The 22346-nt window shown below is 68.4% G+C and carries 15 protein-coding genes and 3 rRNA genes; 15 read left to right on the forward strand and 3 right to left on the reverse strand.

The genetic code is table 11. The features are described 5' to 3' along the window. Window positions 1–19: 19 nt before the first annotated feature. From ACFWGP_RS02785 to ACFWGP_RS02795, 3 genes are read left to right on the forward strand one after another with little or no spacing between them, the layout of a single operon-like run. Window positions 20–1162 (forward strand): type III polyketide synthase, encoded by a 1143-nt coding sequence (locus tag ACFWGP_RS02785; protein ID WP_376930081.1) that lies wholly within the window; start codon window positions 20–22, stop codon window positions 1160–1162. 7 nt (window positions 1163–1169) lie between these two features. Beyond that, complete coding sequence (locus ACFWGP_RS02790) at window positions 1170–1940, forward strand: methyltransferase domain-containing protein (RefSeq protein WP_338029126.1); 771 nt, start codon at window positions 1170–1172, stop codon at window positions 1938–1940. Window positions 1941–1959: 19 nt separating this feature from the next. Next, complete coding sequence (locus ACFWGP_RS02795; RefSeq protein ID WP_275507040.1) at window positions 1960–3090, forward strand: NAD(P)/FAD-dependent oxidoreductase; 1131 nt, start codon at window positions 1960–1962, stop codon at window positions 3088–3090. A 13-nt stretch (window positions 3091–3103) separates the two neighbouring features. Here ACFWGP_RS02795 and ACFWGP_RS02800 read toward each other — a convergent pair whose 3' ends face one another. Continuing rightward, window positions 3104–3544 carry a nitroreductase family deazaflavin-dependent oxidoreductase gene (locus ACFWGP_RS02800; protein WP_231429497.1) on the reverse strand — a complete coding sequence of 147 codons (441 nt, stop codon included), beginning with the start codon at window positions 3542–3544 and terminating at the stop codon, window positions 3104–3106. Between the two features lie 78 nt (window positions 3545–3622). On the opposite strand from ACFWGP_RS02800, the gene ACFWGP_RS02805 reads away from it, so the two are divergent. Beyond that, window positions 3623–4507, forward strand: a complete 885-nt coding sequence (locus tag ACFWGP_RS02805; protein ID WP_231429498.1) for a LysR family transcriptional regulator — start codon at window positions 3623–3625, stop codon at window positions 4505–4507. 60 nt (window positions 4508–4567) lie between these two features. Here the strand turns inward: ACFWGP_RS02805 and ACFWGP_RS02810 are convergent, their stop codons facing one another. Together ACFWGP_RS02810 and ACFWGP_RS02815 are read right to left on the reverse strand one after the other, a co-directional pair. After that, the gene (locus tag ACFWGP_RS02810) at window positions 4568–5278 is read right to left on the reverse strand and encodes a type 1 glutamine amidotransferase domain-containing protein (RefSeq protein WP_376930082.1); all 711 of its coding nucleotides are present in this window, start codon (window positions 5276–5278) and stop codon (window positions 4568–4570) included. 90 nt (window positions 5279–5368) lie between these two features. Next, window positions 5369–6805, reverse strand: coding sequence for a PucR family transcriptional regulator (locus ACFWGP_RS02815; RefSeq protein WP_376930083.1), 1437 nt, complete (start codon window positions 6803–6805; stop codon window positions 5369–5371). A 136-nt stretch (window positions 6806–6941) separates the two neighbouring features. Between ACFWGP_RS02815 and ACFWGP_RS02820 the strand changes: the two genes are divergently transcribed. From ACFWGP_RS02820 to recN, 11 genes are all read left to right on the forward strand, one after another. Beyond that, a complete protein-coding gene (locus tag ACFWGP_RS02820) occupies window positions 6942–8039 on the forward strand; it encodes an alcohol dehydrogenase catalytic domain-containing protein (protein ID WP_231429502.1) in 1098 nt (365 codons plus the stop codon). A 134-nt stretch (window positions 8040–8173) separates the two neighbouring features. Next, the gene (locus ACFWGP_RS02825) at window positions 8174–9547 is read left to right on the forward strand and encodes an APC family permease (protein WP_308191672.1); all 1374 of its coding nucleotides are present in this window, start codon (window positions 8174–8176) and stop codon (window positions 9545–9547) included. A gap of 672 nt (window positions 9548–10219) precedes the next feature. After that, window positions 10220–11751, forward strand: a 16S ribosomal RNA gene (locus ACFWGP_RS02830). 454 nt (window positions 11752–12205) lie between these two features. Next, window positions 12206–15311: ribosomal RNA gene (locus tag ACFWGP_RS02835) — 23S ribosomal RNA — on the forward strand. A 195-nt stretch (window positions 15312–15506) separates the two neighbouring features. Continuing rightward, window positions 15507–15623, forward strand: a 5S ribosomal RNA gene (gene rrf / locus ACFWGP_RS02840). Together the 16S, 23S and 5S rRNA genes form the textbook arrangement of a ribosomal RNA operon. Before the next feature lie 129 nt (window positions 15624–15752). Further along, a complete protein-coding gene (locus tag ACFWGP_RS02845) occupies window positions 15753–17543 on the forward strand; it encodes a primosomal protein (RefSeq protein ID WP_376930084.1) in 1791 nt (596 codons plus the stop codon). After that, complete coding sequence (locus tag ACFWGP_RS02850) at window positions 17518–18564, forward strand: HAD-IIA family hydrolase (protein WP_275507116.1); 1047 nt, start codon at window positions 17518–17520, stop codon at window positions 18562–18564. Before ACFWGP_RS02845 ends, ACFWGP_RS02850 begins: the two co-directional genes overlap by 26 nt. Before the next feature lie 37 nt (window positions 18565–18601). Beyond that, window positions 18602–18790 carry a hypothetical protein gene (locus ACFWGP_RS02855; protein ID WP_275507115.1) on the forward strand — a complete coding sequence of 63 codons (189 nt, stop codon included), beginning with the start codon at window positions 18602–18604 and terminating at the stop codon, window positions 18788–18790. Beyond that, the gene (locus ACFWGP_RS02860; protein ID WP_376930085.1) at window positions 18787–19596 is read left to right on the forward strand and encodes a TlyA family RNA methyltransferase; all 810 of its coding nucleotides are present in this window, start codon (window positions 18787–18789) and stop codon (window positions 19594–19596) included. Before ACFWGP_RS02855 ends, ACFWGP_RS02860 begins: the two co-directional genes overlap by 4 nt. Then, on the forward strand, window positions 19551–20507 hold the full coding sequence (locus ACFWGP_RS02865) for an NAD kinase (RefSeq protein ID WP_376930086.1): 957 nt from the start codon (window positions 19551–19553) through the stop codon (window positions 20505–20507). Before ACFWGP_RS02860 ends, ACFWGP_RS02865 begins: the two co-directional genes overlap by 46 nt. A 37-nt stretch (window positions 20508–20544) precedes the next feature. Beyond that, complete coding sequence (recN, locus tag ACFWGP_RS02870; RefSeq protein ID WP_275507112.1) at window positions 20545–22242, forward strand: DNA repair protein RecN; 1698 nt, start codon at window positions 20545–20547, stop codon at window positions 22240–22242. Window positions 22243–22346: the final 104 nt, after the last annotated feature.

Below are 22346 nucleotides of genomic sequence, written 5' to 3' on the forward strand. Positions count from 1 at the left end.
GACGACCCTACGATGGGGCATGACCGTCGCACTGCGAGGACTCTCCACCGCCGTCCCGCCGACCGTGCTCGTGCAGCCCGAGGTGCGCGACGTGTTCGCCGCGCAGCCCGGGCTGAACCGGCTCGCGCAGCGCATCATCACGACGAGCTTCGACGTCTCTGGCATCGAGACACGGCACACGGTGCTGAGCGAACTCAGTCGCGACGCGCACCCCGACGAACCCGTGTTCTTCGACATCGCGTCGGGCGAGCTGCTCTTCCCCGGCACGAAGGCGCGCAACGAGCTCTACGCCGAGTACGCGACCGGCCTCTACGTCGCCGCGGGTCGCGCCGCGATCGACGCGACGCCCGGCGTGGAGGCCGCCGACGTGACCCACGTCATCACGGTGAGCTGCACGGGCTTCTACGCGCCCGGGCCCGATTTCATGATCGCGCGCGAGCTCGGCCTCGACGCGGGCGTCGAGCGCTACCACCTCGGGTTCATGGGGTGCTACGCCGCGATCCCGGCCCTCCGGCTCGCCGCCCAGCTCTGCGAGGCGGATGCCTCGGCCGTCGTGCTCGTCGTCTCGGTCGAGCTCTGCACGCTGCACCTGCGATCGTCGAACGACCCCGACACGATCGTGGCGTCCTCGCTCTTCGCCGACGGCGCGGGGGCCGCCATCGTCACCGCCCGCGAACCCGAGCCCGGTGAGCGGGCATTCGCGCTCGACCGCTTCGCGACCCGCATCACCCCGACGGGTGAGGGCGACATGGCCTGGAAGATCGGCGACCACGGCTTCGAGATGGTGCTCTCGAACGCGATTCCCGCGATCATCGACGAGCACATCACGGGGGCGCTCGAACCGCTCTTCGCCCACGACGCGGCGCTCGCCGAGGCGCTCGAGACGGATGCCTCGGGGCAGGCGGTCGAGCACTGGGCCATCCACCCGGGCGGTCGCAGCATCCTCGACAAGGTCGAGGCGAGGCTCGTGCTGAGCGAGGCGCAGCTCGTGCCGGCGCGCGACACGCTGCGCGACTTCGGCAACATGTCGAGCGCGACCGTGCTGTTCGTGATGCGCCGCATCCTCGACGGCGACGCCGCCGGCGGCGACCGGGTCGCGGCGATGGCGTTCGGTCCGGGACTCACGGTCGAGTCGGCGCTCATGACGGTGCTGCAGGCATGAGGGAGCGGTGCTGACCGTGCGGAAGGACGGCGGGCTCTGGCGGTCGCTCGGCTCGCGAGACGAGTCGGCCCGCGAGCTGATGGACGACCCCGGGTGCGACCCCGAGATGCTCGCCCGCACCTTCGAGCAGTTCCGGCTCGTGAACCGGGTGGTCTCCGGCGGCGGCTCGGTCTACCGCAACTGGATCCGGCCCCGTCTCTCACCGGTCTGGACGACCCGGCTCCTCGACGTCGGCACGGGCGCCGCCGACCTCCCGCGCCGGTGGCTCCGGCAGGCGTCGGCCGAGGGCATGCGGCTCGAGATCACCGCGATCGACCCCGACCCCCGCGCGCTCGCCGCGGCCAGGGCGGCCGCCGACGCCGACCCCGCGCCGGGGCTCGAACTGCTGGGCGTCACGACGGGCGAGCTCGCCGAGGCCGACCGTCACTTCGACCTCGTCGTGTCGAACCACATGCTGCACCACCTCGACGGGCGGGAGTTCGGCTCGTTGCTCGCCGACTCCGAGCGTCTCGCCGAGCTCGGCGGAACCGTCGTGCACGGCGACATCGAGCGCAGCCGGCTCGCGTACGCGGCCTTCGCCGCCGGCACGCTGCCGTTCGCGGCGAACCTGCTGCGCGACTCGTACATCCGCGTCGACGGGCTGGCGTCCATCCGTCGCAGCCACACCGCGGCCGAGCTCGCCGCGGCGCTGCCGCCGGGCTGGCGGGTGCGCCGCGCCGCGCCGTCCCGGCTCGAGGTGATCTGGCAGGCGGATGCGGCGGGCCGCCCGCGTCACTGATCGAGCCGGAGGCGAACGGATGGGCGAGGTCGACGTCGTGGTGGTCGGCGGCGGCGCGGTCGGCCTCATGACCGCCTGCCTCGCGGCGTCGCGCGGGCTCGATGTGGTCGTGGTCGAACGGCGCCTCGAACGCTCGACGCGGCCGAAGGCGATCGGCGTCCACGCGCCGGGTGTCCTGGCGCTCGCCGAGGTCGGCGTGGCCGCCGGACTCGAGCGGCAGGGTGCGCGCATCACCGCGGGGGAGGTCGGATGCCTCGGGCGACGGCTCGGCCGCATGCGCTTCGCCGGAGCCTCTGCGGTGCTCTCGGTGCCCCAGCACGTCGTCGAGGCGGCGCTGGAACGGCGCCTCGGCGAGCTCGCGCCCGGGGCGATGCGCCGCGGCTACGAGGTCGTGCGACTCGTGCCGGGCGCAGACGGCGTGGTCGCGCAGCTCGCCGACGGCGCGGAGATCGCGGCGCGATGGGCGGTGGTCGCCGACGGCGTGCGCAGCTCCACGAGAGCGGGCCTCGGCATCGCCTGGCGGCGCCGACCCGGCCGGGCCGTGTACGCGATGGCCGACGTGGCCGGGCCGGGCGATGAGGTGGCGCGGCTGTTCTTCGAGCCGGGAGGCGTGGTCGAGGCGTTGCCGCTGCCCGGCGGCCGCCGGTGGGTCGCCCACCTCGGACGCGCGACCGATCGCGGCGACCCGGTCGCCCCGTCGCGCTTCGCGGCGATCGTGCACGAGCGCGTGGGCGTGCGACTCGACGACCGGGCCGTCGAGCCGAGCACCTTCGAGGCGAGGCAGCACCTCGCCGGCCGGTTCGACCGCGGCCGGGTCGCACTCGCGGGCGACGCAGCGCACGAGGTGAGCCCGATCGGCGGGCAGGGCATGACGCTCGGGTTCCTCGACGCGCTCGCGCTCGGCGACGCCATCGGCGAGGCGGCCGCCGCCGAACGGCGGGGCGCCCCGATCGAGCACCCGTTCGCCGGTTACGGTCGTCGTCGTCGCCGCGCGGCCAGGCGGGCGTGCCGCCGCGCGCGCTTCAACATGGCGATGGGAGCTCCGGCACGAGGCATCCGGCTCGTCATGCGCAACAGCGCGGTGCGGCTGCTGGGGGTGCCGCCGATGCGGGGACTGCTCGCGCAGGTGTTCACGATGCGCGGGCTGTGACCGCGCGCCGGCGTCAGAGCACGACTCGGGTGAGCACGAAGACCGGGATCAGCCGGTCGGTCTTCGTCTGGTAGTTCGCGTAGTCGGGCCAGGTCTCGTTCGCGCGCGCCCACCACTCGTCGCGCTCGGCGCCCTCGACCTCGCGCGCGACGTAGTCGTGCTTCCGATCGCCGTCCTGCAGTTCGACCTCGGGGTGCGCCTTGAGGTTCCAGTACCACTGGGGCTGCTCGGGCGAGCCGCCCTTCGAGGCGACGACCGCGTACTCCCCGGCGTGCTCGACGCGCATGAGCGCGGTCTTGCGGAGCTTGCCGCTCTTCGCACCGCGGGTCGTGAGCACGATGATCGGCCGACCGCGCAGCGTGTTCGCTGCGGCGCCGTCGGACGCCTCGAACTTCTCGGCCTGCTTGCGGGCCCAATCGGAGGTGCTGGGTGCGTACTCGCCCTCGAGCGGCATGGAGGTCTCCTTCGTGTTCGATCTCCTCTCGACAACCGAGCCGGGGCCCGAGTTCTTCCCTGTGGCAGAATCGCCGCGATGGCGGCTCACGATCTCGAGCATCTGCGCACCTTCCTCACCGTGCTGCGGGCGGGGTCGGTGAGCGAGGGCGCCCGCCTGCTCGGCCTCTCCCAGGCCACCGCGAGCGCACACGTGCAGGCGCTCGAGCAACGACTCGGCACCGCCCTGTTCGAGCGGACGCACGGCGGGGTCGTGCCGACGCCGCGGGCGGTGGCGCTCGGCCGCCGCATCGCCGGACACCTCGATGCGCTCGACGACGTGCTGGCACCCGCCGTCGCCGGCGATGCGGTGACGATCGACCTCGGCGGCGCGGCCGAGTTCCTCGGCGAAGTCGTCGCGCCGAACATCGACCGGCTCGCCGACGCCTCGTCCGTGCGCGTCCGGATGCGGTTCGGACTCGCGGAACCGCTGCTCGACGAACTGCGCGCGGGTCGCCTCGACCTCGTCGTGAGCTCGGTGCGCCCGGCGCAGCGCGGCCTCAGCGCGGCCCCGCTCGTCGACGAGGAGTTCGTGCTCGTCGCGGCGCCGGCGTTCCGCCCGGCCGGACTGCTCGCCGAGGCGGCGCTCGCCGAGATCCCGGTGCTCGCGTACGGCGAGGAGTTGCCGATCGTGCGCCGGTACTGGCGGTCGGTGTTCGGTCACCGGCCCGACGAGCTCCGCGTGCGCGCCGTGCTGCCCGACCTCCGGGCGATCCGAGCCGCCCTCGTCGCCGGCGCCGGGATGTCGGTGCTCCCGACCTACCTCGTCGCCCACGAGCTCGCCGAGGGCGAGCTCGTGGTGCTGCACGAGCCCGAGTTCGCCCCGCTCAACACGCTCTACGTCGTGACGCGCGCGGGAGAGCTCGAGCGGCGCGAGCCGCTGCGGTCGATCGCGGCCGCGCTCCGCGAGATCTCGGCCGGCTGAACCTCCGATGCGTTCGGGTTTCGGGCTTCGGGACGCCGGTGGGCACCGGCGCCGACGGGTTCAGGCCGCGCGCTCGCCGAGGGCCTCGAGCAGGGCGCCGGCGACCGCCTCGCTCGACTGGGGGTTCTGCCCCGTGATCAGGTTGCCGTCGCGCACGACGTGACTCGACCAGGCGGCACCGCCTTCGACGTGCGCGCCGCGCTCGGCCAGCGCCGATGCGACGAACCACGGGGTACCCGCACCGAGCCCGCCGGTGCGTTCCTCCTCGTCGGTGAACACGGTGAGGGCCCGGCCGGCGAAGGCGAACCCGCCGTCGGCGAGCGTCGCGCTGAGCAGGGCCGCCGGACCGTGGCAGAACGGCGCGATGAGCACGCCGGCGCGGTCGGCCGCGACGAGGGCGGCGCCGACGGCGGGGTCGTGCGCGAGGTCGACCATCGGACCGTGGCCGCCCGGCAGCACGAGCGCGTCGTAGGCGGCGGCGTCGAGGTCGCCGATCGCCGCCGGTGCGGCGAGCTCCGCGGCGATCGACTCGAGGTAGCCCCGGAACTCCTCGACCTTGGCGGCGTCGCCCACGATCTCCGGCGACAGCGAACCGGGGTCGACGGGCGCCGGGGCGCCACCGGGCGTCGCGAGCGTGACCTCGGCTCCCGCCGCGGTGAGCGCGCGGTGGGCGACGACGAGTTCCTCCGCCCAGAATCCGGTCGGGTGGGTGCTGCCGTCGGCGAGCTCGATCGCGTCGGCGGCGGTGACGATCATGAGGATGCTGGTCATGGGGTTCCTTTCGACGCCGACGAGTCTCCCTCCGAGGCATCCCCCGCCGGCATCGGAATTCCGATGGCGGGCATCGCCGGGCGCGCTGGCTCAGCGCTCGAGCGCCCGCAGGGCGAGCCACGCGGCGGCGCGATCGTCGGGGCTCGACAGCGACAGCCCCGACCGTTCCTCGATGCGGGCCAGCCTGGAGGCGAGCGTTTGCCGGTGCACGCCGAGGGTGGCGGCCGTCGTGCCGAGGGCGCCGTGCTCGGCGAGGTACACGCGCAGGGTCTGCAGCAGCTCGCCGTGTGCGCCGCCGTCGTCGCGCAGGCCGTCGAGCAGTTCGCCGATGCGCGCCGTCCCGTCGCCGTCGAGTCGTTCGAGGATGTACGCCACGGTGGGCAGGGACCGGTACCGAACGACCGTGCGGGCATCGGCGACGGCGGCCTCGTGCGCCTGCCGTGCCTCGCCCGCGCTGCGGGCGAGGCCGTCGCCGGGAGCCGACGAGCCCAGGCCGAGGCGCAGCACGGCGCGGCCGTCGAGTGCGAACTCGTCGACGCGGCGGGCGAACGCGTCGACGTGGTCGTCGCGCAGGAATCCCAGCACGCGCTCGTGCGCCTCGGTCACGACGTGCACGGCGCCGAGTTCGTCGAGCCACCGCGTCACGAGCCGTTCGAGGTCGACGGCCTTCGAGCGGCTCGAGAGGGCGAACGCCGTCAGGCTGCGTTCGCGCACCCCCCACCGCCCGAGCAGCGCGGATGCCTCCGCACCGCCCGCGAGCAGGGTGTCGACCATGACCGCACGGCCGAGGCGTTCGGTGCCCGTGTGGTCGTGGGTGCGCAGCACGAGGTCGAGCAGGGCGGCGACCTGCGACGCGAGGTCGCGGCTCCGGCTCGTCGAGCCTTCGCGCGAGGCGATGACGAGGTGGGCGGTGAGGTCCTCGCCGGGCCCGACCGGGTGCACCTGCAGTCCTGGATGGCGCACCCGCACCGGCCGATTGAACGCGACCGCGATCGCATCCTGCACGTGCAGCCCGCCGGCGCCCGCGGTGGTGATCACTTGGCCGTGCACGTCGACGAGCACCGCCCAGCCGTCGATGCGATGCGCGAGCTCGGCGATCACGGCCTTCGCTCCGCCCCGGCGGGCGACCTGCGTGAGCACCTTCGTGCCAGTCGTCACGAGCCGGTCCTCGGCCGACTGGTCGGTGGCCAGCAGCGCGACGAGCGTCGGGAGCAGGGCGTCGGGCGGCGTCGTCGCGCCGACGATCGCCGTCGCATCGGCGTTCACGACGGCTGCGCGCAGCTCTGCGGTGTCGCCGGTCGTCACGAGCACGGCGGCCGCGAGCTCGGCGGCCCGGTCGTCGCCCGCACCGATTGCGGCGGCGAGCTCGCCCGGCCGGCCGACGACGAGGGTGGCGAAGGCCGGATGGCCCACGACGGCGAAGTCGGCGAGCGGCACCGCGGAGTCGACGGGCACCGACCCGTCGAGACGCCCGGCCACGAGTTCGGCGCCGACGTGCGCTGCGATGGAGTCGAGTCGGCGCGCCACGACTCGATTGTACGAAATGTCGATCAGCTCACGCTCGACTCACACTTCTTCGCAATGACGTGAGTGGGGCGGCCTGCCTACCATCGCCATGCCCGGGCACGAGATCCCGCCCGGACGAGCGATCCGAAGGAGCATCATGAAAGCCATCGTCTTCCGTCAGCCGGAGACGCCGATCGAGGTCGCCGAGGTCGACCTCGCCGCCCCGAAGGCCGGCGAGGTCCGCGTGAAGATCGCCGCGGCCGGGGTCTGCCACTCCGACCTGCACGTGAAGCGAGGGGAGTGGGACGCCCCGGCACCGCTCGTCATGGGGCACGAGGGCTCGGGCGTGGTCGTCGAGCTGGGCGAGGGCGTCACCTCGCTCGCCGTCGGCGACCACGTCGTGCTCAGCTGGGTGCCGCCCTGCGGCGAGTGCCGGTACTGCCGTTCGGGCCACGAGGCCCGCTGCCAGAAGGTGGCGACGGTCGTCGCACCCAAGGGCGTGCTCTTCGACGGCACGTCGCGCCTCGAGCAGGCCGGCCAGCCGGTGCACCACTACCTCGGGGTCTCGTCGTTCGCCGAGGAGGTCGTCGTGCCGGCATCCGGTGCCGTGAAGGTGCGCGACGACGCCCCGCTCGACGTCATCGCCGTCGTCGGCTGCGCCGTCGCCACCGGCGTCGGTGCCGTGCTCAACACCGCCGCCGTCGAGCCCGGGGCGACCGTCGCCGTCATCGGCTGCGGCGGCGTCGGCCTCAATGTCGTGCAGGGCGCGAAGCTCGCGGGCGCCGAGCGCATCATCGCGATCGACGTGCTGCCCGAGAAGACGCAGCTCGCCCTGCAGTTCGGCGCCACCGACCGCATCGATGCCTCGCAGGCCGACGCGGTCGAGCAGCTCTTCGAGCTCGTCCCCGACGGGGTCGACTACGCCTTCGACGCCATCGGCCGGACCGTGACCACCGAGCAGGCCATCCGCATGCTCGGTCTCGGCGGAGCGGCGGTCATCGTGGGCCTCCCGCCGACCGGTGCGAAGGCCTCGTTCGAACCGCTCGTGCTCGCCGAGGCCGACCAGCGCATCCTCGGCTCGAACTACGGTTCGGTGCGCCCCTCGATCGACATCCCCGCGCTCGTCGACCGATACATGGACGGCCAGCTGAAGCTCGACCCGCTCATCTCGGCGCGCCGCCCGCTCGCCGAGGCCGCCGAGGCGTTCGACGAGCTCGAATCCGGCGAGGCGCTGCGCACGCTGCTCATCCCGTAGCACCCGACGTCCCACCCGTTTCGACGCACCCCCACCCACCGCCCCGACTCATTGGAGAGTTGCCCATGTCAGCCCCCACCCAGACCGGCGCCCCCGCGTCGGCCCCCGTCGACGCCGGCCTCCGCCGCGGCGTCATGAGCGGGCCCGAGCTCGCCGCCCAGGCCATCGCCAACATCGCACCGAGCGCGGTCATCGCGTTCACCGCTGCCGGCATCTACATCGGCGCCGGCAACGGCACGATGCTCTCGTTCGTGCTCGCCACCCTGGTGATCCTCGCGGTCGGCTACTGCGTCGCCGTCTTCGCGAAGCGCCACGCCTCGGCCGGGTCGCTGTACACCTACGTCGCGAAGGGCCTCGGCCCGTTCGGCGCCTACCTCGCCGGTATCGCGCTGCTCGTCGGTTGCTGGGGCATCGCCGCGGGTTCGCTCGGCGGCGCGGTCTCGTACATGAACCAGTTCCTCGTGCTCATCGGCATTCCCGCAGAGGGCCTCGGCTGGTCGATGGCGCTCGCCGTCGTGCTCGGCGGACTCGCCACGCTCTTCACGATCCGCGGCATCCGGCTGTCCGCGCGGGTCTCGCTCGTGCTCGAGCTCGTCTCGGTCACGATCATCCTGATACTGCTCATCCTCGCGCTCGCCTGGGCCGGGCCGGCGGCGTGGGACCCGGCGCAGTTCTCGCTCGACGGGGTGCCCTTCCAGGGCGTCGCCGCGGGCATGGTGCTCGGCATCCTCGGCTTCGTCGGGTTCTCGTCGGCCGATGCGCTCGGCCGCGAGGCGAAGAACCCGTACACCGCCATCCCCCGGGCGATCATGTGGAGCGCGGTCACGGTCGGCATCCTCTACGTGTTCTCCGCGTACACGCAGATCGCGATCCTCGGCGAGGACCTCGCCACGGTGGCGAGCCCGCTCGAGGCCATCGCGACGCAGATCGGCATGCCGACGTGGTTCGCCCCGATCCTCACCTTCGGCGTCGGCGCGTCGTTCTTCGCCGTCGTCGTGGCCCCGCTGAACGTCGTCGGGCGCATCATCTACGTCATGGGCAAGGAGGGGGTCGTCGCCGAGCGATTCGGCCGCACCCACGACACGCACCTGACCCCGCACCGCGTGCTGCTCATCGCGGGCCCCGCGGCGATCGCGCTCGATCTCGTGCTGCTCGCGATCGGCGTGAACCCGATGGACATCGTCGTCTGGGTCGACACCTACGGCACCTACGGGTACATGGTGGCGTACGCGCTCGTCGCGATCGCCTGCGTCGCGTACACGCGCCGCGAGAAGATGCGCAACGGCCTCGTGTGGTTCTGCGCCGTCGTCTCGGTCGGTGCGATGGCGTACGTGTTCTTCGCGAACGTGTGGCCCGTGCCGGCGTGGCCGCTCAACGTGATCCCGTACCTGTTCCTCATCACGATGATCGCAGCGATCGCCTGGTACCTGCACCTCGCCAAGCGTCGGCCCGAGGTCATCGCCAACATCGGCAACACCGAGACGGACGCGCTCGAGGGCGTCGGCTAGACACCGCTGCGACCACCCGACGGCGCCCCTCCGACCAGGAGGGGCGCCGTCGACGCGTCTCCGGCACGCAGCCGGCTGCGGGCACGGCGACCGCCGCGGAGCCGGGCGTCGCCCGAGGCGCGATGACGGGTGGATGTCGCGCCCGGATGCCGCCGGCCCGGCCATCCCGGACGGGCGCGACACGCCCGGGATGCACGGCCGATTTGTCGCATCGGGACCCTGCCGCGTAGATTCTTTCTTGTCGCCACGGCGGAGCGGAAAGCGAGAAGCAGACCGGCCGCGAAGACGATGATCTTAGCCAAATAACCTCGAAGGCGCAGTATTGCGACTCGGTGATTTCAAGCCTAAGATGAAACCTCACCTCAATTGATGTCACGGCCTCCGGGTTGGTGACTCGAACGCATGTGATCCGATCGTGTATCGGAGGCCGGCGAAGAGGTGGTATGGTTGACAGGTTGCCCTGAGGGCAGGTCGAGAGACTGAAACTCGGGTGCGTCCGTTCCTTGAGAACTCAACAGCGTGCACTATGTTCAATGCCAATTTATTGAACCCCAGCCGGTCTTTGGATCGGTGGGATTCCTTTGATTGATGGACAATTTGATTTTTTGAAGTCAGTTGTTTCTCTGTCAGTGATTTGAACTCCTCGATGCCTTTGGGTGTTGGGAACCATTTTTTTTGGAGAGTTTGATCCTGGCTCAGGACGAACGCTGGCGGCGTGCTTAACACATGCAAGTCGAACGATGAACCAGGTGCTTGCACTTGGGGATTAGTGGCGAACGGGTGAGTAACACGTGAGTAACCTGCCCTGGACTCTGGGATAAGCGTTGGAAACGACGTCTAATACCGGATAGGACCTTGCACCGCATGGTGTGGGGTGGAAAGTTTTTCGGTTTGGGATGGACTCGCGGCCTATCAGCTTGTTGGTGAGGTAATGGCTCACCAAGGCGTCGACGGGTAGCCGGCCTGAGAGGGTGACCGGCCACACTGGGACTGAGACACGGCCCAGACTCCTACGGGAGGCAGCAGTGGGGAATATTGCACAATGGGCGCAAGCCTGATGCAGCAACGCCGCGTGCGGGATGACGGCCTTCGGGTTGTAAACCGCTTTTAGTAAGGAAGAAGGGGCCCTTTGGGTCTTGACGGTACTTGCAGAAAAAGGACCGGCTAACTACGTGCCAGCAGCCGCGGTAATACGTAGGGTCCGAGCGTTGTCCGGAATTATTGGGCGTAAAGAGCTCGTAGGCGGTTTGTCGCGTCTGCTGTGAAATCCCGAGGCTCAACCTCGGGCCTGCAGTGGGTACGGGCAGACTTGAGTGGTGTAGGGGAGACTGGAATTCCTGGTGTAGCGGTGGAATGCGCAGATATCAGGAGGAACACCGATGGCGAAGGCAGGTCTCTGGGCACTTACTGACGCTGAGGAGCGAAAGCGTGGGGAGCGAACAGGATTAGATACCCTGGTAGTCCACGCCGTAAACGTTGGGCGCTAGATGTGGGGACCTTTCCACGGTTTCCGTGTCGTAGCTAACGCATTAAGCGCCCCGCCTGGGGAGTACGGCCGCAAGGCTAAAACTCAAAGGAATTGACGGGGGCCCGCACAAGCGGCGGAGCATGCGGATTAATTCGATGCAACGCGAAGAACCTTACCAAGGCTTGACATATACGAGAACGCGCCAGAAATGGTGAACTCTTTGGACACTCGTATACAGGTGGTGCATGGTTGTCGTCAGCTCGTGTCGTGAGATGTTGGGTTAAGTCCCGCAACGAGCGCAACCCTCGTCGCATGTTGCCAGCACGTTATGGTGGGAACTCATGTGAGACTGCCGGGGTCAACTCGGAGGAAGGTGGGGATGACGTCAAATCATCATGCCCCTTATGTCTTGGGCTTCACGCATGCTACAATGGCCGGTACAAAGGGCTGCGATGTCGTAAGGCGGAGCGAATCCCAAAAAGCCGGTCTCAGTTCGGATTGAGGTCTGCAACTCGACCTCATGAAGTCGGAGTCGCTAGTAATCGCAGATCAGCAACGCTGCGGTGAATACGTTCCCGGGCCTTGTACACACCGCCCGTCAAGTCATGAAAGTCGGTAACACCCGAAGCCGGTGGCCTAACCCTTGTGGAGGGAGCCGTCGAAGGTGGGATCGGTGATTAGGACTAAGTCGTAACAAGGTAGCCGTACCGGAAGGTGCGGCTGGATCACCTCCTTTCTAAGGAGCAACTCAGAAGCTTTCGGGTTTCTGCAGTGCATATCAGATCAAGGCCGAGTGTGTCTTGCTGGTTGCTCATGGGTGGAACATTGACATAGGTATCCAGGCCAATGGTTCTGGTTCAGTACGCCTCGCTTCGGTGGGGTTGGAACGACTGGGGTTTGCGGGTTGGGTGCGTGCACGCTGTTGGGTCCTGAGGGACCGGACATGGCCATCACCTTTCGGGGTGTGGTTGGGGATGGTTTCCCTTCAGGCCTTCATCGATGCCGGCGGTTGCTGGTGGGTGTGGGGGTTCTGGCCGTCTGTTGAGAACTACATAGTGGACGCGAGCATCTTAGATTGACCCTTCGGGGTCGATCACAAGATTTCGATCACATGCCCTTTCGGGGGTGTGTGTGACTAATCATTGGTCGCCGCCGGCTTTCGGGCTGGTGGCTTCTTATAACTCATGTGATTTCAAGTTTCTAAGAGCAAACGGTGGATGCCTTGGCATCTGGAGCCGAAGAAGGACGTCGTAATCTGCGATAAGCCTCGGGGAGCTGATAAACGAGCTGTGATCCGAGGATTTCCGAATGGGGAAACCCCGCCAGGCCCTTTGGGTGACCTGGTGACTCCCGCCTGAATATATAGGGCGGGTAGAGGGAACGTGGGGAAGTGAAACATCTCAGTACCCACAGGAAGAGAAAACAACCGTGATTCCGTGAGTAGTGGCGAGCGAAAGCGGAAGAGGCTAAACCGGTCATGTGTGATACCCGGCAGGGGTTGCATGGTCGGGGTTGTGGGACCTTTCGGACTGTACTGCCGTGCAGTCACGGTGACGCGTGTGCGATAGACGAACCGGATTGAAAGCCGGACCGGAGTGGGTGTGAGTCCCGTAGTCGAAATCGTGCACGGCCCGGAGAGGTATCCCAAGTAGCACGGGGCCCGAGAAATCCCGTGTGAATCTGTCAGGACCACCTGATAAGCCTAAATACTCCCAGATGACCGATAGCGGACAAGTACCGTGAGGGAAAGGTGAAAAGTACCCCGGGAGGGGAGTGAAATAGTACCTGAAACCGTTTGCTTACAAACCGTTGGAGCCTCCTTGTTGGGGTGACAGCGTGCCTTTTGAAGAATGAGCCTGCGAGTTAGTGATCTGTGGCGAGGTTAACCCGTGTGGGGCAGCCGTAGCGAAAGCGAGTCTGAATAGGGCGATTCAGTCGCAGGTCCTAGACCCGAAGCGAAGTGATCTATCCATGGCCAGGTTGAAGCGACGGTAAGACGTCGTGGAGGACCGAACCCACTTCAGTTGAAAATGGAGGGGATGAGCTGTGGATAGGGGTGAAAGGCCAATCAAACTTCGTGATAGCTGGTTCTCTCCGAAATGCATTTAGGTGCAGCGTTGCGTGTTTCTTGCCGGAGGTAGAGCTACTGGATGGCCGATGGGCCTCAACAGGTTACTGACGTCAGCCAAACTCCGAATGCCGGTAAGTGAGAGCGCAGCAGTGAGACGGTGGGGGATAAGCTTCATCGTCGAGAGGGAAACAACCCAGACCACCAACTAAGGTCCCTAAGCGCGTGCTAAGTGGGAAAGGATGTGGAGTTGCACAGACAACCAGGAGGTTGGCTTAGAAGCAGCCACCCTTGAAAGAGTGCGTAATAGCTCACTGGTCAAGTGATTCCGCGCCGACAATGTAACGGGGCTCAAGCACGCCACCGAAGTTGTGGCATTGACATTTGTGGTAGGCCTTCGTGGTCCAGCCGTGTTGATGGGTAGGAGAGCGTCGTGTGCCGGGTGAAGCGGCGGTGGAAACCAGCCGTGGACGGTACACGAGTGAGAATGCAGGCATGAGTAGCGAAAGACGGGTGAGAAACCCGTCCTCCGGAAGACCAAGGGTTCCAGGGTCAAGCTAATCTGCCCTGGGTAAGTCGGGACCTAAGGCGAGGCCGACAGGCGTAGTCGATGGACAACGGGTTGATATTCCCGTACCGGCGAAGAACCGCCCACATGAAATCAGGAGTGCTAAGCATCCCAATCCGCGTGGATCCCTTCGGGGACGATCGCGAGGCGGCATGCGACCCCATCTGGTGGAGTGAGCGTATTAACAGGTGTGACGCAGGAAGGTAGCCCAGCCCGGGCGATGGTTGACCCGGGGCAAGCGTGTAGGCCGAACCGTAGGCAAATCCGCGGTTCATCAAGGCTGAGACGTGATGCGGATGAAAAGTGGGTGATCCTATGCTGCCGAGAAAAGCATCGACGCGAGGTTCTAGCCGCCCGTACCCCAAACCGACTCAGGTGGTCAGGTAGAGAATACCGAGGAGATCGAGAGAATCGTGGTTAAGGAACTCGGCAAAATGCCCCCGTAACTTCGGGAGAAGGGGGGCCCGAACCGTGAATGGACTTGCTCCAGGAAGCGGGGAGTGGCCGCAGAGACCAGTGGGAAGCGACTGTTTACTAAAAACACAGGTCCGTGCCAAGTCGCAAGACGATGTATACGGACTGACGCCTGCCCGGTGCTGGAAGGTTAAGAGGACCGGTTAGCCGCAAGGCGAAGCTGAGAATTTAAGCCCCAGTAAACGGCGGTGGTAACTATAACCATCCTAAGGTAGCGAAATTCCTTGTCGGGTAAGTTCCGACCTGCACGAATGGCGTAACGACTTCCCAGCTGTCTCAACCGCGAACTCGGCGAAATTGCAGTACGAGTAAAGATGCTCGTTACGCGCAGAAGGACGGAAAGACCCCGTGACCTTTACTACAGCTTGGTATTGGTGTTCGGTGTGGCTTGTGTAGGATAGGTGGGAGACTGTGAAGCTGGCACGCTAGTGTCGGTGGAGTCGTTGTTGAAATACCACTCTGGTCACTCTGGATATCTAACTTCGAACCGTGATCCGGTTCAGGGACAGTGCCTGGTGGGTAGTTTAACTGGGGCGGTTGCCTCCCAAAAAGTAACGGAGGCGCCCAAAGGTTCCCTCAACCTGGTTGGCAATCAGGTGGCGAGTGTAAGTGCACAAGGGAGCTTGACTGTGAGACTGACAGGTCGAGCAGGGACGAAAGTCGGGACTAGTGATCCGGCAGTGGCTTGTGGAAGCGCTGTCGCTCAACGGATAAAAGGTACCTCGGGGATAACAGGCTGATCTTGCCCAAGAGTCCATATCGACGGCATGGTTTGGCACCTCGATGTCGGCTCGTCGCATCCTGGGGCTGGAGTAGGTCCCAAGGGTTGGGCTGTTCGCCCATTAAAGCGGTACGCGAGCTGGGTTTAGAACGTCGTGAGACAGTTCGGTCCCTATCCTCTGCGCGCGCAGGAAATTTGAGAGGATCTGACCCTAGTACGAGAGGACCGGGTTGGACGAACCTCTGGTGTGCCAGTTGTTCCGCCAGGAGCACCGCTGGTTAGCTACGTTCGGAATGGATAACCGCTGAAAGCATCTAAGCGGGAAGCCGGCCTCAAGATGAGATTTCCATCCCCTTCGGGGGGAGAGGCTCCCAGCCAGACGACTGGGTTGATAGGCCGGATGTGGAAGACAGGACTAACGACTGTCGGAGCTGACCGGTACTAATAAGCCGATAACTTGATTATCACTACACCCACACGATTTGAACTCATTCAAGTAAAGGCCGTGTGCGTGGCCCTGATGACTCGCGTCCACTCTGTGGTTCCCAACAGACGGAAACACAAACTCAACACAGAACAAACACACCCCACACCAAGGGGTGTGCACACCGAGACCACCAAACCCACCCACCAAGGGTGAACACGGTTTGGTCCTAGAGTTTCGGCGGCCATAGCGCGAGGGAAACGCCCGGACACATTCCGAACCCGGAAGCTAAGACTCGCAGCGCCGATGGTACTGCAGGGGGGACCCTGTGGGAGAGTAGGACACCGCCGGACATTCTTTGAATGGCCACCCCCTGTGCTCAATAGCGAGCACAGGTGGGTGGCCATTATTCGTTAACAGCGGATCGGGCGCGGCCCGGCAGTACGGTTGAGTCGACGAGACTCCCATTCGACAGGAACATCGTGAGCGATTCGAACAAGGACCGAGACGGCCAGGAGCGACCCCAGCGGAGCGGCGGCTCGTCGGGTCAGCGAGGATCCGGTTCGACTGCCGGCCGCAAGCCGTATGGCGACCGGGACGCGAAGCGCCCGTATGGCAGCAGCGGTGATCGGAAGCCGTACGGTGACCGGGACAAGAAGCGTTCGTACGGCGATCGGGATGCGACGCGCTCGCACGGCGGCAGCGGTGATCGCAAGCCGTACGGTGACCGGGACGCGAAGCGCCCGTACGGTGGTCGCGATGAACGGAAGCCCTATGGCGACCGCGACCAGAAGCGTCCGTACGGTGGTCATGATGATCGCAAGCCGTACGGCGACCGCGACCAGAAGCGTTCGTACGGCGACCGCGACGCGACCCGTTCGCACGGCAGCAGCGGCGACCGCAAGCCCTACGGCGACCGCGACCAGAGGCGGTCCTACGGCGATCGCGACGCGAAGCGCCCGTACGGTGCCCGGGATGACCGCAAGCCGTATGCCGACCGGGATCAGAAGCGTTCGTACGGCGACCGCGACGCGACCCGTTCGCACGGCGGCAGCGGCGACCGCAAGCCGTACGGCGATCGCGATGCGAAGCGCCCGTACGGCGGTCGTGATGACCGCAAGCCCTACGGTGACCGCGACCAGAGGCGGTCCTACGGCGATCGCGACCAGAAGCGCCCGTACGGCGGCCGGGATGACCGGAAGCCCTATGGCGACCGCGACCAGAAGCGCCCGTACGGCACGCCCGGTTCCGGCCACGCCGGCGGCCGGCACGACGGCGATCGCCGTGGGGCACCGACCGAGGCGTCGCACGAGCGGCACGGCGCGGCCGACCTTCCGGTGCGTCCGCGGCACGACGATCCGTTCCTGCCTGCGGAGATCGAAGCCCGCCAGCTCGACAAGGTGGCCCGCGCCGAGCTCAAGACCCTGAGCAAGGAGAACGCGGACTGGGTCGCACGGCATCTCGTCGCGGCATCCGAGTACCTCGATGACGACCCCGAGCTCGCGCACCAGCACGCGATGTCGGCTGCCCGCCGGGCGGGGCGCATCGCGGTGGTGCGCGAGACCCTTGCGATCACGGCATATGCGACGGGCGACTTCTCGCTCGCACTTCGCGAGTTGCGCACCTACCGTCGCATCTCCGGCAACAACGACCAGCTTCCGTTGATGGTCGACAGCGAGCGCGGCGTCGGTCGTCCCGATCGCGCCCTCGAGGTCGGTCGCGCGGTGGACCGCAACGAACTGCCGGTGGCCGTGCAGGTCGGCTTGGCGATCGCGATGTCCGGTGCGCGGCTCGACCTCGGCCAGCCGGAGCTCGCGCTCGCGGAGCTCGAGATCCCGCAACTCGACCCCGATCGCGCCTTCTCGTACAGCCCCGCGCTCTTCTCCGCCTACGCCGAGGTGCTCGAAGAGCTCGGACGCGACGGCGACGCCTCCCGATGGCGTGTGCTCGCCGCGCGGGCCGAAGCCGCGTTGGCGGGTCCGGCCGAGGCCGAGCTCATCGAGATCTTCGAGCTCGAGTCCGACGAGCCCGCCGACGCCGAAATCGATGACCAGGCGTTCGAGGCCGACGTCGAGATCGGGAACGAGGAGCACGTCGTGGACGGCGACGCCGCGATCGATGAGCTCGTCGCGTCGTCGGAGGACACGGCGTCGGGCGACCCCGGAGACGTGCTCGAGGACGACGTCCGAGCGGTGCTCGCCGAAGGCGACGCTCTCGACGGCGAAGACGCGACCGAGGACTCCGCCGATGGCGCTGTTCCGAGCGAGGACTGAACCCACGACACCGCTCGACGGCGTCGACGCGGTGTTCGCCGATCTCGACGGCGTCGTCTACGCGGGCGCCGGCGCGATTCCGCATGCGGTCGAGAGCCTCAACCTCGCGAAGCGTTCGCGAGCGGTCGGGTACATCACGAACAACGCGTCGCGCAGCGACGCCTCCGTCGCGGGCCACCTCACCGACCTCGGCCTCGAAGCGGCGCCGAACGATGTCGTCACGTCGCCCCAGGCGGCCATGCGACTCCTCGAGGGCCACGTCGCGCCGGGCGCACTCGTGTTCGTCGTCGGCGGCGAGGGCATCGAGGTCGAGTTGCGCAAGCGCGGCTATCGGGTGACGCGGTCGGCCGACGACGGCCCCGATGCCCTCGTGCAGGGGTTCACCCCCGAGATCGGCTGGAAGGACCTCGCCGAGGCCGCGTTCGCCCTGCATGCCGACGACCCGGGCATCGACGGCGCGGATGCCTCGCGCGGAGGCATCCCGTGGATCGCGACGAACATGGACTGGACCATACCCGTCGCCCGCGGCATCGCCCCCGGCAACGGCACCCTCGTCTCGGCCGTGCACACGGCGGTCGGACGACTGCCCCTCGTCGCCGGCAAGCCCGAGACGCCGATCTTCGACGAGGCGCGCCGGCGGTTCGACGCCGCGAACCCGCTGGTGGTCGGCGACCGACTCGACACCGACATCCTCGGGGCGAACCGGGCCGGGATGGCGAGTGCGATCGTGCTCACGGGCATCGACCGGGCGAAGCAGCTGCTCGCCGCCGATGCGGCCAGCCGACCCGACTTCATCCTCTCCGACCTGCGGGGACTTCACGAGCCCTATCCGACGGTCGAGCGCTTGCGGGGCGACGTGGTGCGGGTCGGCGCGGCTCGCGTGCGCCTCGCCGGCAACCGCGTCGAGATCGTCGCCGAGGGCGACGGCGGCCTCGACCTCCTGCGCGCGGCGTGCGCGACGATCTGGGAGTCGGGCATCGGCATCCACGTGCTCGACGTCCCGGCGCGCCTCTACGCGTGATCGACCGCGTGTCGTGCGCGCGAGGTAGCGTGGTCGGGTGAGCATCGACCACGAGCACGACCCGAGCGACTCCTCCGACGAGGTGGCCGAGGGCACCAGGGCCGCCCTGGCCGACATCGAGGGGCTCCCGATCGAGGAGCGCGCGCCGGGTTACGAGGCGCTGGCCGCGCGCCTCCGCGAGGAACTCGAGCAGTCCGACCCGTCGGGCGCACCTCGGTCGTCATGAGCCACGAGCGTCTCGATGCCGCCCTCGCGGCGCGCGGTCTCGTGCGTTCGCGCACGCAGGCGGCCGCACTCATCGCCGAAGGGCGGGTGTCGGTCGACGGTCGCCCCGTCGTGAAGGCGTCGTTCAAGGTCGGACCGGACGCGCAGCTCTCGGTCGAGGCATCCGACCACTACGTCAGCCGTGCCGCGCACAAGCTGGTCGCCGCGCTCGACGGCTTCGCCGTCGACCCGGCGGGCCGCATCGCGCTCGACGCTGGCGCGTCGACCGGCGGCTTCACCCAGGTGCTGCTCGAACGCGGTGCGCGCACCGTGCTCGCCGTCGACGTCGGCCACGGCCAGCTCGCGCCGGAGCTGCACGGCGCGCCCGGTCTGGTGCTCGTCGAGGGCTGCAACGTTCGCGGGCTCACGCCCGATTCGCTCGCGGCGACGACGGGCGTCGACGCGCGTCCCGCCCTCGTGACCGCCGACCTCTCGTTCATCTCGTTGACGACCGTGCTGCCCGCACTGCGCGCGACCGCGACGGCCGACGCCGACCTCGTGCTCCTCGTGAAGCCGCAGTTCGAGGTCGGCCGCGGGGGAGTACGTGAGGGGATCGTCCACGATCCGGCACTGCGCTCGGAGGCGGTCATGAACGTGCTGTGGGCCGCGCACGACCTCGATCTCGGCACCGTCGGCGTCCTGTCCTCCCCAATCGCCGGCTCGCACGGAAACCGCGAGTTCCTCGTCCACCTTCAGGCGACGGGCGGTGCGAATCCGACAGAATGGTCGGGTCGGGTCGACGCGCTGACGAGAGGAGAGCACGGGTGAACGACGCACGCCACTTCCTCGTGGTCTCGCACACGGGCCGGCAGTCCGCGCTCGAGGCGACGGGGGCGGTCTGCACGCAGCTGCTCGCCGCGGGCGCCGTGCCGGTGATCGCCGCCGAGCACTGGGAGGACGTGCACGCCTTCGTGCCCGAGCTCGACGGCGGCGTCGTGCGCTTCGAAGACACCGATCCCGCAAGCATCGAGCTCGTGATCGTGCTCGGCGGCGACGGTACGATCCTTCGCGCAGCCGAGCTCATCCGCGACCACCCCGTGCCGCTGCTCGGCGTCAACCTCGGTCACGTCGGGTTCCTCGCCGAGAGCGAGCGCGACGACCTCGGCTACACCGTCTCCCGGGCGCTCGCGCGCGACTACGTCGTGGAGGAGCGCATGACCCTGTCCGTGCGGGCGAAGGTCGGCTCCGAGGTCGTGTACGAGAGCTGGGCGCTCAATGAGGCGACCGTCGAGAAGGCCGAGCGCGAGCGCATGCTCGAGGTCGTGATCGAGGTCGATCGCCGGCCGCTCTCGTCGTTCGGCTGCGACGGCGTCGTCATGTCGACGCCGACGGGTTCGACCGCCTATTCGTTCTCGGCGGGTGGGCCGGTCGTGTGGCCGAGTCTCGAGGCCCTGCTGCTCGTGCCGCTCAGCGCGCACGCGCTGTTCGCCCGCCCGCTCGTGGTCGGTCCCGAGTCGTCCCTCGCGGTCGAGATCCTGCAGCGCACCGAGACCGCGGCCGTCATCTGGTGCGACGGGCGGCGCACATTCGACCTGCCGCCCGGGGCCAGGGTGATCGTGCGCCGCTCCGACACCCCGGTGCGGCTGGCACGGCTCCATGAGGCGCCGTTCACCGACCGGCTCGTGAACAAGTTCCAGTTGCCGGTGACGGGGTGGCGCGGGCCGGCGGGCCGCGAATGAGCACGAGAGGCCGGGATCCGATGAGGGAGGGCGCGAGTTGATCGAGGAGCTCGGCATCCGCGACCTCGGCGTCATCGCCGAGGCGACGCTGCCGCTCGGGGCCGGGTTCACGGCGGTCACGGGTGAGACGGGCGCAGGCAAGACGATGGTCGTGACCGCGCTCGGGCTGCTGCTCGGCGCTCGCTCCGACGCCGGAGCCGTGCGGTCCGGCGCGAAGCAGGCCTGGGTCGAGGGGCGATGGATCGTGCCCCAAGAGGGAGCAATCGCCGACCGCGTCGCCGAGACCGGCGGCGAGGTCGAGGCCGGCGAGCTGCTGCTCGGACGTTCGGTCTCGTCCGAGGGGCGCAGCCGCGCCGTCGTCGGCGGTCGGAGCGCTCCGGTCGGGGTGCTCTCCGAACTCGGTGACGAGCTCGTGGTGGTGCACGGGCAGGCCGACCAGCAGCGGCTGCGCTCGGCCTCGGCCCAGCGCGACGCACTCGACCGCTTCGCCGGCGCGCCGCTCGCCGAATCGCTCGAGGCGTACCGCGACGTGTTCGACCGCTGGAGGGCCGACGCCGCCGAACTCGCGCGCCTGCGCGACGAGCACGACGCCCGCGCGCGGGAGGCCGAGGCGCTGCGAGCCGACCTCGACGAGGTCGAGGCCGTCGATCCGCAGCCCGGTGAGGACGCCGAACTCCACGAGCGTGCCGAACGGCTCTCGAACCTCGAAGAGCTCCGCCTCGCCGCCGCCCAGGCGAAGGCGCTCGTCTCGGGCGACGAGGTCGTCGACGACGCTCCAGACGCGGTGACGCTCATCGAGGCCGCACGACGGCACCTCGAGCGGGTCGCCGAGCACGACGCGGCGCTCGCACCGATCGCGGAGTCGCTTGCGAACGCCGGCTTCCTCCTGGCCGACGCGGGCACCGAGCTCGCCGGCTACCTCACCGGGCTCGACACCGATGGCGCCCGCGAGCTCGAGCTCGTGCAGGAGCGCCGGGCGGTGCTCGCCGGCCTCATCCGCCGCCACGGCGATCTCGACGGCGTGCTCGCGTTCCGGCGCGACGGCGGGCTGCGACTCGTCGAGCTCGACGGCGACGACGAACGCATCGCCGAGCTCGACATCGCCGTCGCCGAGCTCGCGGCCGAGGTCGATCGACTCGCCACCCGCATCACCGAGCAGCGCACCGAGGCGGCCGCGCGGCTCGCCGAGGCCGTGACGCACGAACTCGCGGCCCTGGCCATGCCCGACGCGGTGCTGAGCGTCAGCGTGGAGCCGAGCGCCGAGCCGACGACGCACGGGCGCGACCACGTCGCCATCCTGCTGCGGCCGCATCCCGGTGCCGAGCCCCGCTCGGTCTCGCGCGGCGCGTCCGGCGGCGAGCTCTCGCGGGTCATGCTCGCGATCGAGGTCGTGATCGCCGGCACCGACCCCGTGCCCACGTTCGTCTTCGACGAGGTCGACGCGGGTGTCGGCGGCGCCGCGGCCATCGAGATCGGGCGTCGCCTCGCCCGCCTCGCCGAACGCTCGCAGGTCATCGTCGTCACCCACCTCGCCCAGGTCGCCGCGTTCGCGACGAACCACCTGAGCGTCGTCAAGGGCACCGACGGCGCGGTCACCGCGTCGAGCGTGCGACAGCTGCAGGGCGCCGAGCGCGAAGCCGAGATGGCGCGGTTGCTCTCGGGGCTCGCCGATTCCGAGAGCGGGCTCGCGCACGCGCGGGAGTTGCTCGAGATCGCCTCCGAACGGGCGGCCTGAGATCACCGGCCGCAGGGCCGAACCGACCGGGGCCGATCGGCCCCGCACGACGAAGGGGGAGCGCGTGGGGCATGTCGCGGCAAGCGATCGGGAACGTGGGTTAG

Source organism: Agromyces sp. NPDC127015, from assembly GCF_042725165.1.
Lineage (GTDB): Bacteria > Actinomycetota > Actinomycetes > Actinomycetales > Microbacteriaceae > Agromyces > Agromyces chromiiresistens.

Excerpts from the sequence above, each read along its gene's own strand:
- ACFWGP_RS02785 (WP_376930081.1), top strand. The coding sequence starts at position 20 with ATGACCGTCGCACTGCGAGGACTCTCCACCGCCGTCCCGCCGACCGTG.
- ACFWGP_RS02805 (WP_231429498.1), top strand. The coding sequence starts at position 3,623 with ATGGCGGCTCACGATCTCGAGCATCTGCGCACCTTCCTCACCGTGCTG.
- ACFWGP_RS02850 (WP_275507116.1), top strand. The coding sequence starts at position 17,518 with ATGGCGCTGTTCCGAGCGAGGACTGAACCCACGACACCGCTCGACGGC.
- ACFWGP_RS02860 (WP_376930085.1), top strand. The coding sequence starts at position 18,787 with ATGAGCCACGAGCGTCTCGATGCCGCCCTCGCGGCGCGCGGTCTCGTG.
- ACFWGP_RS02825 (WP_308191672.1), top strand. The coding sequence starts at position 8,174 with ATGAGCGGGCCCGAGCTCGCCGCCCAGGCCATCGCCAACATCGCACCG.
- ACFWGP_RS02795 (WP_275507040.1), top strand. The coding sequence starts at position 1,960 with ATGGGCGAGGTCGACGTCGTGGTGGTCGGCGGCGGCGCGGTCGGCCTC.
- ACFWGP_RS02820 (WP_231429502.1), top strand. The coding sequence starts at position 6,942 with ATGAAAGCCATCGTCTTCCGTCAGCCGGAGACGCCGATCGAGGTCGCC.
- ACFWGP_RS02865 (WP_376930086.1), top strand. The coding sequence starts at position 19,551 with ATGGTCGGGTCGGGTCGACGCGCTGACGAGAGGAGAGCACGGGTGAAC.
- ACFWGP_RS02810 (WP_376930082.1), bottom strand. The coding sequence starts at position 5,278 with ATGACCAGCATCCTCATGATCGTCACCGCCGCCGACGCGATCGAGCTC.
- ACFWGP_RS02800 (WP_231429497.1), bottom strand. The coding sequence starts at position 3,544 with ATGCCGCTCGAGGGCGAGTACGCACCCAGCACCTCCGATTGGGCCCGC.